This is a genomic window from Pseudomonas sp. MF6755, assembly GCF_016405635.1.
Lineage (GTDB): Bacteria > Pseudomonadota > Gammaproteobacteria > Pseudomonadales > Pseudomonadaceae > Aquipseudomonas > Aquipseudomonas haemolytica.
In genome coordinates this window covers 1-16,590 of sequence record NZ_JAEKDA010000004.1, presented here as the reverse complement: position 1 = coordinate 16,590, position 16,590 = coordinate 1, and the positions used below count along the sequence as shown (strand labels likewise).

17 protein-coding genes are annotated in these 16,590 nt (G+C 61.5%); 7 read left to right on the top strand and 10 right to left on the bottom strand.

Annotated features, from left to right (window positions below; all coding sequences use genetic code 11):
* Nucleotides 1-10: 10 nt before the first annotated feature.
* The 3 genes from JFT66_RS05730 (at nucleotide 11) to JFT66_RS05720 (ending at nucleotide 3,271) form a co-directional block, all read left to right on the top strand.
* A complete protein-coding gene (locus JFT66_RS05730) occupies nucleotides 11-613 on the top strand; it encodes a DUF4136 domain-containing protein (RefSeq protein ID WP_034117534.1) in 603 nt (200 codons plus the stop codon).
* Between the two features lie 45 nt (nucleotides 614-658).
* Nucleotides 659-1,216, top strand: coding sequence for a DUF4136 domain-containing protein (locus JFT66_RS05725; protein ID WP_034117535.1), 558 nt, complete (start codon nucleotides 659-661; stop codon nucleotides 1,214-1,216).
* A 111-nt stretch (nucleotides 1,217-1,327) separates the two neighbouring features.
* Complete coding sequence (locus JFT66_RS05720) at nucleotides 1,328-3,271, top strand: pilus assembly protein TadG-related protein (RefSeq protein WP_034117536.1); 1,944 nt, start codon at nucleotides 1,328-1,330, stop codon at nucleotides 3,269-3,271.
* Here JFT66_RS05720 and JFT66_RS05715 read toward each other — a convergent pair.
* The gene (locus tag JFT66_RS05715) at nucleotides 3,268-6,000 is read right to left on the bottom strand and encodes an ATP-binding protein (protein WP_198858950.1); all 2,733 of its coding nucleotides are present in this window, start codon (nucleotides 5,998-6,000) and stop codon (nucleotides 3,268-3,270) included. The two genes, JFT66_RS05720 and JFT66_RS05715, sit on opposite strands and share 4 nt — an antisense overlap.
* A complete protein-coding gene (locus JFT66_RS05710) occupies nucleotides 5,997-6,437 on the bottom strand; it encodes a TadE/TadG family type IV pilus assembly protein (protein WP_034117538.1) in 441 nt (146 codons plus the stop codon). The genes JFT66_RS05715 and JFT66_RS05710 overlap by 4 nt, the downstream gene beginning before the upstream one ends.
* Before the next feature lie 70 nt (nucleotides 6,438-6,507).
* On the opposite strand from JFT66_RS05710, the gene JFT66_RS05705 reads away from it, so the two are divergent.
* Together JFT66_RS05705 and JFT66_RS05700 are read left to right on the top strand one after the other, a co-directional pair.
* Complete coding sequence (locus tag JFT66_RS05705) at nucleotides 6,508-6,957, top strand: prepilin peptidase (RefSeq protein ID WP_198858949.1); 450 nt, start codon at nucleotides 6,508-6,510, stop codon at nucleotides 6,955-6,957.
* A 125-nt stretch (nucleotides 6,958-7,082) separates the two neighbouring features.
* A complete protein-coding gene (locus tag JFT66_RS05700; RefSeq protein WP_198858948.1) occupies nucleotides 7,083-7,868 on the top strand; it encodes a response regulator transcription factor in 786 nt (261 codons plus the stop codon).
* 55 nt (nucleotides 7,869-7,923) lie between these two features.
* Here the strand turns inward: JFT66_RS05700 and JFT66_RS05695 are convergent, their stop codons facing one another.
* The 8 genes from JFT66_RS05695 to cpaB are packed head-to-tail and all read right to left on the bottom strand — an operon-like array spanning nucleotide 7,924 to nucleotide 15,347.
* Nucleotides 7,924-8,196 (bottom strand): DUF3613 domain-containing protein, encoded by a 273-nt coding sequence (locus tag JFT66_RS05695; RefSeq protein ID WP_034117541.1) that lies wholly within the window; start codon nucleotides 8,194-8,196, stop codon nucleotides 7,924-7,926.
* 10 nt (nucleotides 8,197-8,206) lie between these two features.
* On the bottom strand, nucleotides 8,207-8,932 hold the full coding sequence (locus JFT66_RS05690) for a tetratricopeptide repeat protein (RefSeq protein WP_034117542.1): 726 nt from the start codon (nucleotides 8,930-8,932) through the stop codon (nucleotides 8,207-8,209).
* Nucleotides 8,933-8,942: 10 nt separating this feature from the next.
* Nucleotides 8,943-9,830 carry a type II secretion system F family protein gene (locus tag JFT66_RS05685; RefSeq protein WP_153838774.1) on the bottom strand — a complete coding sequence of 296 codons (888 nt, stop codon included), beginning with the start codon at nucleotides 9,828-9,830 and terminating at the stop codon, nucleotides 8,943-8,945.
* A 1-nt stretch (nucleotide 9,831) separates the two neighbouring features.
* The gene (locus tag JFT66_RS05680) at nucleotides 9,832-10,713 is read right to left on the bottom strand and encodes a type II secretion system F family protein (RefSeq protein WP_153838775.1); all 882 of its coding nucleotides are present in this window, start codon (nucleotides 10,711-10,713) and stop codon (nucleotides 9,832-9,834) included.
* Between the two features lie 9 nt (nucleotides 10,714-10,722).
* A complete protein-coding gene (locus JFT66_RS05675) occupies nucleotides 10,723-11,994 on the bottom strand; it encodes a CpaF family protein (RefSeq protein ID WP_153838776.1) in 1,272 nt (423 codons plus the stop codon).
* Nucleotides 11,991-13,184, bottom strand: coding sequence for an AAA family ATPase (locus tag JFT66_RS05670; RefSeq protein WP_034117546.1), 1,194 nt, complete (start codon nucleotides 13,182-13,184; stop codon nucleotides 11,991-11,993). Before JFT66_RS05670 ends, JFT66_RS05675 begins: the two co-directional genes overlap by 4 nt.
* Complete coding sequence (locus tag JFT66_RS05665) at nucleotides 13,181-14,386, bottom strand: type II and III secretion system protein family protein (RefSeq protein ID WP_034117547.1); 1,206 nt, start codon at nucleotides 14,384-14,386, stop codon at nucleotides 13,181-13,183. The genes JFT66_RS05670 and JFT66_RS05665 overlap by 4 nt, the downstream gene beginning before the upstream one ends.
* A gap of 19 nt (nucleotides 14,387-14,405) precedes the next feature.
* Nucleotides 14,406-15,347 (bottom strand): Flp pilus assembly protein CpaB, encoded by a 942-nt coding sequence (gene cpaB / locus JFT66_RS05660; RefSeq protein WP_034117548.1) that lies wholly within the window; start codon nucleotides 15,345-15,347, stop codon nucleotides 14,406-14,408.
* Nucleotides 15,348-15,679: 332 nt separating this feature from the next.
* On the opposite strand from cpaB, the gene JFT66_RS05655 reads away from it, so the two are divergent.
* Complete coding sequence (locus tag JFT66_RS05655) at nucleotides 15,680-15,877, top strand: Flp family type IVb pilin (RefSeq protein ID WP_003188231.1); 198 nt, start codon at nucleotides 15,680-15,682, stop codon at nucleotides 15,875-15,877.
* Between the two features lie 53 nt (nucleotides 15,878-15,930).
* Nucleotides 15,931-16,335 (top strand): response regulator, encoded by a 405-nt coding sequence (locus tag JFT66_RS05650; protein WP_034117549.1) that lies wholly within the window; start codon nucleotides 15,931-15,933, stop codon nucleotides 16,333-16,335.
* The last annotated feature ends 255 nt before the right edge of the window (nucleotides 16,336-16,590 follow it).

Genomic DNA, 16,590 nt, shown 5'->3' with positions numbered 1-16,590 from the left:
GGAGGTCGAAATGCGTCGTCTCTGTTTAATCCTGTTATCCCTCGGTCTGGGGGCGTGCTCCAGCCCCAACCCTTACGTCGCTGCTTCGGCGCCGATGCCGCCGGCTCCTGCCCAGGCGGCCACTACTTTTGATGCCAGCGCCTACCCGGCGCCTGTGCGCGATTATGGCGCCTACCGCAGTTGGGGCTGGCTCAACGGCCAACTGCCGGCGGGTACGGCCTGGGCCGATTCGGCGCAGGTCGCCGAGGCGGTCAGCGGCGCCCTCGACCAGCGCGGCCTGCGCCCCTTGCATGACAACCGCGCACCCGACCTGCTGGTGAGCGCCGACGTACGCCTGGAAAAGCGCCTGCGTCAGGTCCAGGACGACTATGGCTACGGCTACGGCGGCTATAACCGCTACGGCAACGGCTATGGCATGTACAACAGCGTGCCTGTGGTGCGTACCTATGAAGTGACGGTGGCAGTGGCGCGTATCAGCCTGTTCGACGCCCGCACTCGCCAGCCGGTGTGGAGCACCAGCGCGGAAACCACCAGCCAGGGCAGCTTGAGCGAGCGCGCCGATAGCTTGCGCAAGGCGATGCAGAAGGCAATGGCTGCCTATCCGCCCAGTTAGCAGCTATTCTCATTTCAGGCTCACGTCGTCTTTTGGAGAAACGCCATGTTTCGTCGCATCGCTGCACTTGCTGTCGTTGTGTTGCTGGGCGGTTGCCAGAGCAACCAGGTCAACCATGATTTCGACGCCAGCCGAGACTTCGGCGCCTACCGCAACTGGGCCTGGAAAGACCCTGCGTTGCAGTACCGCCCGGATGATCCGCGGATCAAGAGCGACCTCACCGAGCAACGCATCCGCCAGGCCGTGGGCGAACAGCTTGACCAGCGCGGCCTGCGCCCGGCAGCGGCAGGCACCAAGGCCGACCTGAATGTGCAGGCTTACCTGATCGTCGAAGACCGCCAGCAACAAGTCACCACCAACTACGGCGGCGCCTGGGGCGGCCCCTGGAATGGCTACTGGGGCGCGCCGATGTACAACGAAACGCGCAACATCACCTACAAAGTGGCGACCATCCAGATCGACCTGCTCGACGGCAAGGACGGCAAACTGGTGTGGCGCGGCAGTGACGAGCAAATGATGGCCAGCACGCCTAATCCAGAAGATCGCAGCAAGGCTATTCGCAGCACGGTGACCAAGATCCTTTCCAACTATCCACCGCACTGATTAACCCCGGCTAACCTCCGCCAGTCGCCAATATGGCGAGTTGCCAGCAAGCTGCAAAAGCCTTGTCTACACTCCAGTGCAACACCGGAGAGTTAGCGCAGGAGTGCTTCGATGTCTCCCCGATTCGGTTCCAGGCAGCGTGGTGCAATTGGCTTGATGGCGGCAGGCACCTTGGCGCTCGCCTTGGTGTTTACGTTGCTGGCGGTCGACAGCGGGCGCTTGTACCTGGAAAAACGCAGGCTGCAGTCCATCGCCGATACATCGGCGCTGGAAGCGGCCGGCCTCGGTGGCCAGTGCGGCAGCAATACCACTGCCAATGCCTATGCCACGCAAAACGCCGCGCGCAACGGTTTTGTGGTGGGCAATGGCCGCACCTTGGCCGTGACGTGCGGCACCCTGGCGACCAACGCCGCTAACACCCGCGTATTTACCGCTGATGCCACCAAGAGCGACGCGATCCGCGTGGTGGCCTCCCACACCGTGGTGACCAGCATCGCCAACGGCCTGTGGAATCTATTCAGCGGCGCGCCGATCACCCCGCAAATCAACCTGAGCGCCACTGCCGTAGCGGCCACACCGCCGCCGGTGGCGCAGCTGTCGATCCGCAGCAGCCTGGCCAGCGTCGACTCGAGCAAATCCCCGTTGCTAAACCTGGTCATCGGCAATTTGCTGGGTGGCAACCTGTCGCTCACTGCTGCAGGGTGGAACGGCCTTCTGCAGACCAACGTCAACCTGCTCAGTTACCTGGACCAGTTGGCGATCAACCTGAACGTAAAGGCTGGCGACTACGATGCCTTACTCAGTACGGCGGTTTCCGCCACCCAACTGATCGACGCTGCGGTCAAGGTCTTGCAGAAAAACGGCGCGGCGGTCACCGCGGTCATCAATGATGTGATTTCGATTGAGGCGATTGCGCCGAACACCAAGCTGTTGACGGTGGGGGACCTGATCGACATTGCCACCGGTACCCCGACGGCGGCGCTGAACACCAATGTGCAACTGTTTCAGCTGCTCGAAGCGGTGGCGCAATTGTCCAGTAGCAAGAATGCGGTGAGTGCGGCGGCGCAGATCGCTATTCCGCTGGTGGGCAATGTGTCGATCCAGACCAAAGTCATCGAGCCGCCGCAGTTGTCGGCCATCGGCAATCCTGCGTTGGCGAAGAAGGGCTTGTTGAATAACCCACCGACCGATCAGATTTTTGTGCGAACTGCGCAAGTGCGCACTTTGGTGACGGTGCAGGCACCGATCATCAAGGCTGTGTCTGGCGTGGCCTCGATCTTGACGGGGTTGGGCACACCGGTGTCGCAGGTGGTCAAGGGTTTGTTGAACCTCAACTTGCCGGCGGTGGTGGGCGGCGTGCTGTGCCTGGTGGCGTGCAATGTGGCCGACGTGGATGTCACGCAGACGCTGTCCATCTACATCGAAGCTGGCAGCGCGCAAAGCAACGTCATTGATTTCAATTGTGCTTCACCGGCTTCCAAGTCGTTGACCGTGACGACCACCACGTCCCTCGCCACCCTGGCGGTCGGTACGGTCGATCCGGTGGCGGCGTTTTCCTCTTCCGCTGCGGTCAATGTGCAGCCGGTGAGGCTGATCGATTTTGGTCAGCGCTACTGCGTCGTGCTGACGCTGCTGTGCAGCCCTACGCGTACGCCCAATGTCGGGGGCGGCTTGCTGTTGAAGGCCAACTCCACCATTGGTGCGCAGACCAACAACATCCTGTTTGCGCCGGTGGCTGAGATGAATGCGCCGCCGACCTACAAGAGTGCGCCGGGCACCGCCAACATCGTTGGCAGCCTGGCGGCCACCTTGAACGGCTTGCAGGTGACTTACGTGCCGCCCAGCGGTAGCGTTTCCAATGGTGCGTTGGCGGGAGTGGCCGGCTTGCTGGCGACGATCACTACGGCGGTGGTTGGGCTGATCCAGAACGTGCTGTCGCCGATCCTTGACCCTATCGTCAACACGTTGCTCAGTGCCTTGGGTATTAATCTGGGCAATGCTGAAGTCGGTGCCAACCTTACCTGCCATATGGGCCGGGCTTACCTGGTGATTTAGGCTTGCACGATGGGCAACTCAACGCAAAATTTCGCGCCTGCCTCGCCATTGCTGACGCTCAGGCGTCCGCCCATGTTTTCCACAATCCCATAGCTCACCGAGAGCCCTAGCCCGGTGCCCACGCCGATGGGTTTGGTGGTGAAGAACGGCTCGAAAATCCGCTCCAGCAAGCGCGGGTCAATCCCGCCTGCGTTGTCTTCGACCCAGATTCTTACGTGGCGGCTGTCGTGCTCGCTGTGCAGCGCAATCCAGGGGCGCAGCGCGGGGTTCTTTTCGCGCTGGCTGAGCAGCGCGTCGCGGGCATTGACCATCAGGTTGATCAGCACCTGTTCCAACTGGTCGACGTAGCCTTTGACCTGCACCGAAAAGTCCGCCGGGCTGATGCGCACTTCCACGCCCTTGCCGCGCAGGCCTTCGCTGAGCAGAGACAGGGTGCCTTCCAGCGCCTGCGCCGGGTCGAAGGGTTGCTGTTCGATTTCCGAGCGGCGGCCGAATACGCGCATGTGGTCGACCACTCGTGCTGCGCGCTGCACCTGGGCGTCGATGCGCTGGAGTTTTTCCGTGAGGTAGTCGATTTGTACCTCGCCCCTTTCCAGGCGTTTGAGCACGTTGACGACGGCCATGTGCATCACGTTCAGCGGCTGGTTGATCTCGTGGGCCAGGCCGGTGGCCATTTCGCCGAGGGTGGCCATTTTTGCGCTTTGGGTCAGTTGCTGTTGGGAGCGGCGCACTTCGGTGTTGTCGCGGCCCACGGCTTGCACTTCCACCAAGGTGCCGTGTTGATCAAACACGCCACGGTCCGACCATACCCACCAGGCATGTTCACGCCCAGGCAATTGCAGGCTGATTTCGGCGGTGCTGACCGGAAATTCCGGGGTCAGTTGCGCAATGCGCTGCACAAAGGTGGCGCGTTGTTCATCTGACAGCCATTGGCCCAGGTCGATGCCCGGCAGGTGTTCGGGCAGGCATTCCAGGTAATTGGCCAGCGGCGTGTTGCCGAAGGTCAGGATCAGGTCGGGGCGGTAGCGGCAGATCATTGCCGGCGAATCTTCTACCAGGATGCGGTAGCGTTCCTCACTCTGGCGTACCTGTTCGGCGGCCAGGGTTGCCTCGGTCACGTCCAGCCACAAGCCCACGGCTTCTACCGGCAGGCCGAGGTCGTCACGCAACAGTTTGGCTTCGTCGAGCAGCCAGTGGTAATGGCCTTGTTTGTCGCGTAGCCGGTAGCGGCTGCGTACGTTGCCTTCGCGCAGCAAGTGGCGGCTGCGTTCGAAGTAGAGCTCGCGGTCGTCGGGGTGGATCAGTGCGGCCAGGGTGTCGTGGTTGCAGTCGGCCAAAGTCCAACCCAGCAGCGGCGTCAGGCTGTCGCTGAAAAACGCCGGGTGCAGCGCGCCGTTGACGTAGCGTTGCACATAGATCACTGCCGGTGAGCTGGCGATCAGGTTGTCCAGGCGCGCATGGGCGGCGGCGGCTTGCAGTTGCTGGTTCTTGATGTCGCTGATGTCGAGCATGAAGCCGATCCAGCGACGATCATTGCCGGCGCCCAGCACCTGGCCCTGAATGCGGTACCAGAGGGGCGCCTGCTCGGCCCCTGTGCGTTGCAGGCGCACGCTTGTCAGCAACGGCTTGCCCAAGGCTTGCAGGTCTTGCAGACGGCTGTTGAGGGCCTGGCGATCGGCGGGGTGGATCAGTTCCAGCCAAGTGCCGAGGGCCTGGCGGGTGGGGCCTTGCTCCAGGCTCAGGTTGCGCAGCAATTGTGGCGCCAACTGGATCTCCTGGGTGGCGGGCAACAGTTCCCACCAGCCGGTGCCGAGCAGGCCTTGCAGGGCTTCGACCCGTTCCAGTTGCTGGTGGTGACGCTGTTCACGCAGGCGGCTGAGCAGCGGCGCGGCGAGTGCCGCACACAGGTTGAGCCAGTCGCGCTCACCGGTGTGTTGCGCCTGGCCGCTGTAGAAGCCACACAGCAGCCAGGCCGCGAGGCCCTGGCTGTCGCGGTACGGCACCAGGAAACCGTCGGCATTGCCGAACACGCTGTGCAGGCGCGGGTTGTCGCTGCGGCCTTGGGCCATGTCCAGGCTCAGGGGCGTGTTGCCGTTGATGCTGTCCAGGCTGGTGCCCAGGTGCTGCCCGGTTTGCCACAGGGCCGGGGCATCATGGGCGGCGTATTGGCTGTAGATGCGCCAGCCTTGGTCCTCTTCGTCGAGCAGCGCCATCGCGACGCACGGTATGTGCCAGCGCTGGGCCACGCTGCGCAGGTGTTCGCTGAACACCTGGGGCAGGCGACTGAGGCTGCTTACACGCAGTTGTTCGCTTATCAGGCCGGTAATTTGATGATTCTGTTCGCGTTGTTGCACCAGCGCCCGGTCGGCCAGCAGGTCAGTGATATCCAGCAGGTGCAGGGCCCAGCCGTCGTCCTCTGGCTCCATCCAGCCGCGAGTATGCAGGACCTGGCCGGCGGCGCCCTGGAAGTCGAGGTCCAGGCCGTGGCGTTGCCACTGCGCCGGCGCGCCTTCGACACTCAACGCGCTGTTGGCGCACAGCAGGGTGTGCAGCGGCGTGTTGACCGGGTGCTGGGCAAGCAGGGGTCTTAAGGTGCCCGTGATGCTCAACACATGGCCAAGGTGGTCCAGTTGCAGGTGCAGGCCCAGCGCGGGCATGGCTGGCGCGTCCAGGGCCAACACGCTGTTGCGCCCGCGCAGGCGTGCGAACAATTTATCCCCCGCCGTCAAAACTGCAGGCTCGAGGTGGCGGTGAGGTTGGTGGGTAGGTTCGGTACGGTGCCAACCCCAGGCAATACCAGAGCCGGCAATACCGCTTTGATATTGGCGGAAGGGTAAGTGATCTTCACCGTCAGCAAGTTATTGTTGGTGTAGGTGGCGGTGATATAGCCGGGCAAAAACTTCAACGAGCCGGGGATCCAGTTCAACTGGGCCTGCGCTGCGTCTTTGGCGCGCTGCACGACCAAGGCCGAATAGCCTGGAGTGGTTGGGTCCAGTGACACACTGCGGCGCACGCCTTCTGCCGCGGCCTGGTGAAACGACTGCATTAACAGCAGCGGCAAGCTGTAGCTGAGCATGCCGTAGAACACCGCAAAAAAAACCACGAAGACCAAGGCAAATTCGATTGCCGCAGCACCTTTTTGCTTTCTCGGGAGGCCTGATTTCATGACTGCGTCTACCCTGAGGCGAGTACCTGATATCAGCATAGAATCATTGAGCAAAAAGGGATGGTTTTTCGTGATCCAGAATGTAGTGATCGTGCTGTGGTTGGGTGTGTGTGCGGTGCAGGATATTCGCCAGCGCCAGATTGCCAATGAGCTGACCCTGGGCGTCGGTTTGCTGGCGTTGATCTATCTGCTTTGGGTGGGTTCGACGTGGCTCGGCGCGCCTCGCAGCGACGGCGGCCTGGCCTTGGTGTTGGCGCTGGTGCTGACCCTTCCGGGTTATGCACTGGGCCGCTTTGGCGCAGGGGATGTAAAGCTGCTGGCAGCCCTGGGGCTGGCCTCCAATACCGAGTATCTGCTGGGGTCGCTGATCGGCGCTGGGATCGCTATGTTGGCCTGGACACTTATACATCAAGGGCTTGGCTCGGGCCGTGCTGAGCGGGCAGAAAAGGCGTCAACAAAACAGCCTTTTGCGCCCTTCGTTTTGATCGGTTTTGCCGGCTGCTGGCTTTGGATGCGTTAGTCGTGCGAGTTGATTAATGCTATGTACATAGTCAGAAAGTACGTCTACGTTTAATGAGTAGTTGTATAGGATTTTCCGTCAAAAGGGATACGTCATCTTTTGGCTTGCCAGGCATGGAGTAGCGCGTGAACAAGCTTATCTCTGCAGTAAAAGTGCTCGTGGTCGACGATCAACCTTTGATCGTGGAGGAGCTCTGTGAATTTCTCGAAAGCAGCGGGTATCGCTGTGTCCCGTGTGAGTCCAGCCAGCAAGCTATCCAGCGCTTCGGCGAAGACCCGCTCATTGGCTTGGTGCTGTGTGACCTGCATATGCCGGACATGGATGGCATCGAGTTGGTGCAGGCGCTGCAACGGGTCGCCGGCAAACATCGTGCGTTCGAGGCGATCATGCTCACCGGGCGTGCCGACAAGCAGGATGTGATCAAGGCCCTACGCGCGGGGATCGCCGATTATTACCAGAAGCCGATCAACCTTGATGAACTGCTCGAAGGCCTCAAGCGCCAGGAAGCGGCATTGGAGGAGCGGCAAAAAGACCTGCAACTGGGTACGCTTAACCAGAAGTTGCAGTACCTGTCCGAATCCATCAATGACTTGTATATGGACCTGGACAAGGTGCGCTGCAACCCGGCGCCCAAGGTCAGTGACGGCGAACCACTGGCCGATGAAGCCGGGTCGGTGGAGATCCCGGCGATCTTCAATCAGTTGTCACCCCGCCAGCTGGATGTGGCACGCCTGGTGGGCAAGGGCCAGACCAACTACCAGATTGCCTGTGAGCTGGGGATCACCGAGAACACGGTCAAGCTGTACGTGTCCCAGGTGTTGCGACTGACCCATATGCACAACCGCACGCAGCTGGCGCTGGCGTTGTCACCGAGCAATTCGGCGATGCGCCAGCGTGTGACGGCGCACTGATAACCCGCTGCAGCAGCGAGCTTGTTCGCTGCTGCAGCGGGTTTTAAATATCTGGTTATTTGCTCCCGCCCTGCGCAGACCCTCCGACCTTCTGATCAAAGAACTCCGGGATGGGGTGCTTGTTGCTGTCCAACCAGCGCTTCAGCGCCTGCTCGCGTTCTGCCGGCGTGGTCTTCTGCGGGTTGGCCGAGGCCGCGCGCCCGCTCAGTTGCAGCGCCATCCAGTTTTCCGTTTCCGTCTGCTGCGGGGACGACGGCCCGGCTTCGATGGCCGATGCCACGAGGGGCATTGCCAGCCATGCGAGGCCGGCGAGGTAATGGAATTTCATCATCGACTCCCTATTTCACAGGCGCCGGCAGCGTTTCGCTGACCGTCGCTACCTGGTCTTTGGCTGAACGCACCGGTGCCGTGCGTGAACCCTTGAGTTGTTGCGCCCGGGCCTGGGCTTCGGTGACCTGCTCGGGGCTCAGCCCGAGTTGACCGACCACTTTTGCGGCCTGGCTCCAGTTGTCCTGATAGATCAGCAAGGTCACCAGGTTCACCGCCGCCAATTGATCGCTCTGCTTGAGCTCGATGGCGGTCATGAATTCAAAGCGGGCGTCTTCCAGGCGCAGTTGATCGAGGTACACCACGCCCAAGTCATTGCGGATTTTTTCGTCGGTAGGCGCCAGCCGTGCCGCACGTTGCAGGTGCGCCATGGCCTGGCCGTTGTCGCCCTTGGCCGAGGCCAGTTGCCCCAGGCCGTGTTCGCCATCGGCGGCCAGGCAGGTGCCCAGCAGGCTGCGGTACAAAGGTTCAGCCTCAGTGCGGCCCAGCAAGCGATAGGCGCGGGCTTTGCGTTGGCGAACCTGGGGCAGGGCGTCGGGCAGGTTCTGCAGGTTGGCCAGACTGGCGTGCAGCTTGCCTTCGTTGGCCATGTCATCGGCCAGGTTCAAGGACAGCTCCTGGTCCGAACTGGGTTTGGGGCAACTGCCGGGCTCCAGCAGCCCGGCCCATGGAACCTGGCCATTGCTGGCACAGCCGCCCAGCATCAGCAGGCTCAAGGCGACAATCAGTGGTTTCATAGCAGGCTCCTCAAAAGTTATTCAGGGCTCGGGAGATGGCGATCATGGCCGGCCCCCCGAGCACAATCAGCAAGGCCGGAAACAGGAACACCATCATCACCACGGACATCTTCGCCGACATCTTCGAGATGTATTCCTGCAGGCGGGTCAGGCGGCGGTCATCGAGCAATTGCTTGAGTGCCAGCAGTGACTTCATGGCGCCGCCGCCTTGCTGGATCAATTGCTGGAGAATGATGCAGGTGTCGGTGAATTCATCCACGGCCAGCAAGCGCGCGGTCTTACCCAGCTCTTCTGACAGTTCCAGGCCCGAGTCGACCCGCGCCAGGATCAGGCGCAGTTCGTGGGTCAGGTCCGGGAGCAGGCGCTGGGCCTCGGTGCTCAACACCCGCAGCGATTGCTCAACCGCCATGCCCGATTCGAACAGGATGCGCAGCAGTGGAATGAACGTGGAGATTTCCCGTGCGATGCGCTCTTGGCGATATTTCGCGCTGAGGGCCAGCACGCGCTTGGGCAACAGGTAGCCGATACCCAGGGCAATCGCCGGGGCGATCCACGGCGAGCCGGCATGGGGAAACAGCAGCTCCTGGCCGAGCACGGTCAAGCCCAGCAACACGATGGGCACGCCGACCTGGCAGGCGGCGAACATGGAGCGTTGGTTGGCCTTGCGCCAGCCGACGCGGTTGAGCAGGGTCTGGGTTTCGTTGTCCAGGCTGACCGAGCGTTGCGCCATCGAGCTGGCGCCCAGTTGGCGCATCAGGCTGCCGAGTTTGTCCTCGCGGGTCAGTTGGCCTTGCAGGCGTTGGTTGACCATGCGCTGGCGGCGTCGTTGCTCCAGCAGGTTGCCGGCGATCAAGACGACGGCGGCGAGTAGCAGCAGGAGGCTGATCAGGAGGGCCATCTCAAATACTCCGCAACATGCGCCACATGACGAAAGTGCCCGATATGTCGAGCGCCACCGCGGCCAGCAACAAGTAGCGCCCGGTTCCATCATTCCACATGCTCATCAGGTAGCCCGGGTTGACCATCAGGAAGTAGCCGACCATGACGATGGGCAAGCCCGCCAGCACGTACGCGGTCATGCGCGTCTCACCGGTCATGGCCTTGAGTTGGCGCGCGCCCTGTTCACGCTCGCGGATCATCTTGATCAGGTTTTCCAGCAACTCGCTGGCGTTGCCGCCGTAGCGGTGGTTGACCTTCAAGCCCAGGGCAAACAGGCGAAATTCATCGCGCTCGTAGAACTCGGCAAAGTCGCTGGCGGACTCCGGCAGGCTCACGCCCATTTGCACGTTGCGCTGGATGCGGCTCATGGCCTGCTTGAGGGGCGGCTCGGTGCTGTCGATTGCGCCCAGCACGGCATCGGCCAGGGTGCGTCCGGATTTGAGGCTGCGCACGCTGTGGTCAAGCAATTGAGGCAATTGTTCGATCATGCGCTGCACCCGCCGCTGATAACGCCAGGCGATGTACAGGCGCAGCAGCAACGGCGGCAATACCAGCATGGCGAGCAAGCCTAGCCAGTCGGCCAGCAGGTAGCCCAGCAACAAGCCTGTGGCCCAGCAGCTCAACCACAACCCAAGGCGGTCGGTGGGTTTGCCCAGGCCGGCGCGCTGGAACATCCGCTCCATTGCGATCCAGGTACCGTTCGGTTCCTGTGGCAAGGGCTGGCCGTCGGCGAGGCGTTCCAGCACGCGGGCCGTGCCGGCCTGGCGCAGGCCGCGTTGGAACAGCCAGATGGACAGGCTGATGAGCAGGACACAGATGAGCAGCAAGATAAGTCCGGTCATGGTGCCTCGCTACAGTGGCAATGCCGATTCGCGCCGCAGTTTGTCGCCGGCCGGGTGCAGCGCTTCGCGCACGAAACCAACGCCGGTACGGCGGTCGAAGCGGAACAGGGTATTGGTGACATACACGTCATCGCGCACCCCGACCACTTCCACCACCTCGCTGACACAGCGGCGCCCATCGGGCAGGCGCGTCAGCTGGATCACCACATCCAGTGCCGCACAGATCATTTGGCGCAGGGTTTTTTCCGCCACCACGCGGCCGGTCAGGCCCACCAGGGTTTCCAGGCGCAGCAGCGCGTCCTGGGCATTGTTGGCGTGCACGGTGCTCATGGAGCCGTCGTGGCCGGTGTTCATGGCGGTCATCACGTCGAGCACTTCGACGCCGCGAATCTCGCCGAGGATGATGCGGTCCGGGCGCATTCGCAGGGCGTTGCGGATCAGGTCGCTGGCCTTCACCTCGCCATGCCCTTCGGCATTGGGCGGGCGGGTTTCCAGGCGTACGACGTGGGGGTGGCCCAGTTGCAGTTCGGCCACATCCTCAATGGTGACAAGACGTTCATGGGGGTTGATCAATTGACTGAGGATATTCAGCAGCGTGGTCTTGCCGGTACCGGTACCGCCACTGATGAGGATATTGCAGCGCTTGCCCACCGCCTCCTGGAAAAACTCGAAGATGCTTTGGTCGATGGTCCGCATCGCCACCAGGTCGCTGCTCTTGAGCATGTCCTTGCGAAACTTACGGATCGACAGGCAGGGGCCGTCCAGGGCAATCGGCGGGATGATCGCATTGACCCGGCTGCCATCCGGCAGGCGCGCATCGACCATCGGCGACGACTCATCCAGGCGCCGCCCGAGGGGCGCGAGGATACGCTGCATCACTCGCTCCACATGGTGGGCATCGATAAAGCGCAGGTCGCTCTGGTACAGCACACCGTCACGTTCGATAAACACTCGGTGCGGGCCATTGACCAGGATCTCGGTGACCGACACATCGCGCAGCAGTACTTCCAGCGGGCCGAACCCGGTCAGCTCGTCGACGATTTCTTCGGCCAGGCGCTCCATCTCATAACGCGAGATCGCCAGGTGCATGCGCGTGATGTACTCGGCCACTTTGTCGATGACAAATTGCGCCAGGGATTGGCGCGAGCCTTCCAGCAGGTTCTGCCCCGTCTCTTCGATGGCGTCGATGATGTAGCGATGCAATACCAGTTTCAGGCCGTCGTGGTCATTGTGCCCGGCGGCTCCCCGAGCCGGCGCGCCGAAGAGTTTCTCGCCGTTCATCGACCGCTCCCCAGCAGGCGTTCGAACCAGCGTGTCGAGGGTTTTGCCAACCCCTCTGAACGTTTCGCCAGGCGCTCACCCAGTTGGCGCAGGGCCTGGGTCAAGGCTTCGCGCGGGGCCAGGGTGAACAGGCTTTGCCCTTGGTTCTTGGCGTTCAGGCGCACTTCGGGGCTCAGGGGCAACACGGCGATGCACTCCAGGCCGAAGCTTTTTTCCAGGGCTTCGGTGTCGGGGGCGCAGCCTTTGATGTAGCGGTCGACGAGCAGCTTGGCGTGGTCGAGCTTCATGCCTTTTTCGCGCCACAGGTTCAGTACCGCGAGGTTGCGCCGGCAGTCGAGCACGCCTTGGTCGGTGCACCACAGCAGCTTGTCGCAGTGGCTGACAAAGGTGCGCAAGGCTTCGCTGTCGGCTTGGCCGGTGAGGTTTACGACGATGTGTTGGAAGTGCTGGCGCAAGGCGCTGAGCAACATGTACAGCTCGGCGGCGCTGGTCACTTCCAAGGGCTCGTCGCTGGCGGCATAGGAAAGGATGCGCAAGCCCTCTTCGGTGCTGGTGAAGGCGCTATTGATCAGCGTGGTGTCGAGACGGCGCAGGTGGCGCAGGGCGTCACCGAAGTTGAAGGTACTCTCCAGGCCCAGCAGCGCCAGGCTGTCACCCCTCGGCAGGCCGAGGTCGAGCAGCAGTGTCTGTTGACCACTTTTTTGCACAACCGTCGCCAGGTGGCTGGCGAGCAGGGCGCCATCGGTATTGCCTTGGACGCCGTACAGCACCGTCAGGCCGCCCAGGTGCGCATTCGGTGCGCTGGCCGGCAAGCGCTTGCTCAGGCGTCGCACCAGCCCGGCCACTTCGCTGGAGCGCGAGCCATAGGCGACAAAGTCCCGGGCGCCGGCGCGCATAGCGTTCAGTACCAACTGGTTGTCCATGCCGTCACCCAGGGCGACCACCGCCAGCATCGGCTTGGCTTCCAGGGCCCCTTCGATCAAGGCGCTCTGGGCCACCAGGTGCTCGCGGTCCAGGCCCACGAACACCAGGTTGGCAAAGGTCACGTCCACCAGTGCCAGCAATTCATCCAGGCTGCCGCCGCCCACGCTGATCACTTGGCCAAGTGGCGCGAGCGCACCCTGCAGCCATTCCAGATCGGTGCTGTTGCGGGTGATTGCCAGGAAAGTCTGGCTCAGGCTATCGCTCATTGGGAAAGTCCACTGCGACGGTCGAAGTTGCCGTTCTCCAGGAAGAACAGGCGGAACCAGTTCGGGTCGTAGTTGCGCAGCTTTTCACCGGGCAACGACGGCAGCTGCGCGTTGGCGGCCAGTGGCCGGACCAGATGCGGCGTGACGATCATCAGCAGCTCTTTTTCTTCGCTGCGGATATTGGAGTCGCGGAAAAACGCACCAATGATCGGGATATCTCCAAGGCCCGGCAGCTTGGCGATGGTGGAACGGTTGGTGCTGCTGATCAGGCCGCTGATCACGAAACTTTCACCATCGGCCAACGACACGCTGGTGTCGGTACGCCGTACGGTCAGCGCCGGTACCTGGATGCCCTCGATCTGGATCGCGTTGTTGTAATCCAGCTCGCTGACTTCCGGGGCGACTTTCAAGGCGATACGGTTGTGGTCGATCACCGTGGGCGTCAGGGTCAGGCGAATACCGAACTCCTTGTACTCGATGGAGATGGTATCGCTGCCGGCACTGGGCACCGGGATCGGCACTTCGCCACCGGCCAGGAAGGTCGCGCTCTGGCCGCTCATGGCCACCAGGCTCGGGCGCGCCAGGGTGTACGCAAAGCCACTGCTTTCCAGGGCGTTGATCAGCGCCTTTACCCGGCCACCGCCAAAGCCGATGTTGAAGCTGTCAGCACTCACCGGCAGTTTAAAGATGCCCTCCGCAGGGGACAGCAGGTCGGGGCTACCGAGGAAAAAGTTTTTACCCATGCCGAGGATCTTGGTGCTGGCTTCCTTGAGCTTGGTGCGGCTGACTTCGACGAAGCGGATATCGGTCTGCACCTGGCTGGGCAGCGTCGGGTCTTCGGACGGTGAAAGCGATTGGCTGGTCAGCGCCGAGGTGGCCTTGCCCTTGACGAACACCATGCTCTGGCGCGGCGTGGTCGAGCAGCCGGTCCACACCATCAGGCTGGTGGCGCCGCTGCCGACGCCCGTCAACAGAAAGTTGCGGTCGCCGTTGACCCGCACATCGGCGATTTTCGGGTCACCGATGGCCAGGCGCGTAATCGCCACTGGCGACTGCAGCTCGGTTTGCAAGCCTTCGCCCACCTCGACCACAGCGGGCAGTTGGCCCAAGGCGTTGCAGTTACCCGGTGCTGCCATTGCCATGCCCACGGGCAGGCACGGCAGCATCAAGGCCAAGGCCAATTGAGCGTAGCGTTGGCTCATTCAAGGCATCCTTGTTCAATCAGGGGGTTTGTTGTGCTGCTGCGCCGCGAATCACTTCGACGCCCCGACGCTGGCCGGTGTCGGCTACCGCGGGGGCGATTTTTTTCGGCGGGCCGGTGAGGGCCAGTTGGGTGAATTGGTAGAGGTCGCGGTTGGCGCTTTGCACCTTGTCCGGCATATCGCTTTCGCCGGCCCAGTAGCGGCTGAGCAGCTGTTCGTCGGCACTGCGCACGGCCAGGCGCAGCATGCCGGCCTGGGAGGCGAGCATCAGCCGGCTCAGCAGCGGTTCGGGCACCGCCAGCACGACACTGCGCGCGGCGGTGCGACGTTGGGCGGCCTGGGCGCGTTCTTCGGCGGTGGCCGGTGGTGGCACCGCCGGTTGGCCGTCGTTGGCCAAACCGAGTTGATCGCCGACGCTGAGCAGGCGAATCGCCGGGATGACCACCTGTGCCGACTGCTCGGCATTCGCATTGTCCTGGCGCAGGAACAGCAAGATATCGACGTAATCCCCAGGGCTCAGTTGGCCGCCGGCACCGATGACTTCATCGACGGCGACAGCCAGGGCGCGTTCATTCGCACGGATCATGCGTGCCAGGGGCCCACCGGGGGTGAAGCTTTCATCATTGAGCCACGTCCCTGCACCCAGGGCGCGCAAGGGCGTGCGGCCGATGGCCTGGTCCAGGCTGGTCAGGCTGCCGACCGGGACGGTACGCAGTTTTTCCACGGCCACATCGGCAGCGGTGAGGGGGACAAATGGCGGCACTGCGTGTACCAGCACCACCACTGGCTGGCGGGTCTGGTCTTCCACGACGGCAACAGTTTTTTCAACGGAAATGACAGGTTCTGGCGCGGGAGCTGCAATGGGTGCCGGCGGACGACTCAGCACCAGGCCCCAATACCCTGCAATCAAAGCTCCAACAAGCAGCAAGCCAGCCAGGACCATGCTGATGCGACTGTTCATGACGGCTCTCCCTATCCTGTTGCACTGCTTTTTCCCGTTAATCCAAACGAGTTAATTTCGCAACTTGGCTGTGATGAACAACTAACGATTTTGCTATTTGACGGTAGCTCAGTTAGGACAAAATGCCATTACCGCGAAAAAAATTTATCTGTAGGCCAAAAACTACCCCGTAAAACCGGACTTAGGGTAGCTGCGCCCTGACTAATACTTTGTGATTAATGCGTTCTTACAGTTGTGAGTGTCCATTTTGTTGACAATGCTCTAATGGCACACAGCAATCATCGTGCGGGCCAGCTGTAACGGCGCTTTGCGGCGCATGAGGGAGAAGTCGTATGATCCTTGACCTGTTCTTGAAATTTTACATCCACGCGCAGTTGTTCCTGCGTCGCAGAGACGGTGCGTCAGCCATTGAGTATGTGATTATCGTGGCGATAGTTGCGTTGGTAATCATTGGGTTCGGCACCGGGCTTGGCGATAAGATCAAAGGCGTCTTTCAAAAGGTCTCCGATGCGCTGCCGGCAGCGACTTAACCGTTAGTACAGTAGGTTGTCGTTTTGCTGATCTTCTTTATCAGGTATTGCCCATGAGCCACCCTTCGTCACCCCGCCAACAAATCCTATTGGTGGACGACGAAGAGGACGCGTTGGTCGAGTTAGCCGAATCCCTCGAAAACGAGGGATTCGTCTGTTTTACCTCCACCTCCGTCACTTTTGCCCTGCAAGAATTGACACTTCACCCGGATATCGCCCTGGTCATTACTGACCTGCGTATGCCCGAGGAAAGTGGGATCTCCTTGATCAAGCGCCTGCGCGAACACACTTCACGCCAGCACCTGCCGGTGATTGTGATGTCGGGGCATGCGGAAATGGATGATGTCAGCGATATGCTGCGCTTGCAGGTGTTGGATCTGTTTCGTAAGCCGATCTATCTGGTGCGGTTGATCGATACCCTCAATAGTCTGTTTCCACTTTCGGGGGGCCGACGGTAGTTGGTGTGCGCCAGGATGTTGGATCAGACCGAGTACATATCCGTTATTTAGGTAACGGCCACTATTGCTTCCGCTCTTACAGCGGGTCACTTTTGGAAGGACCCAAAAGTAACCAAAAGGTCCTCGCCGGTATGACTCACCCACATGGGTTACAAATCAGTTCACGCACATAGGTAACAGTTTTTAACTGGCAGGGTCGATTTCGCGAGGATCTGACCATGCCCTGGAAAGAGCTGAAACCTATGGACCTAAAAG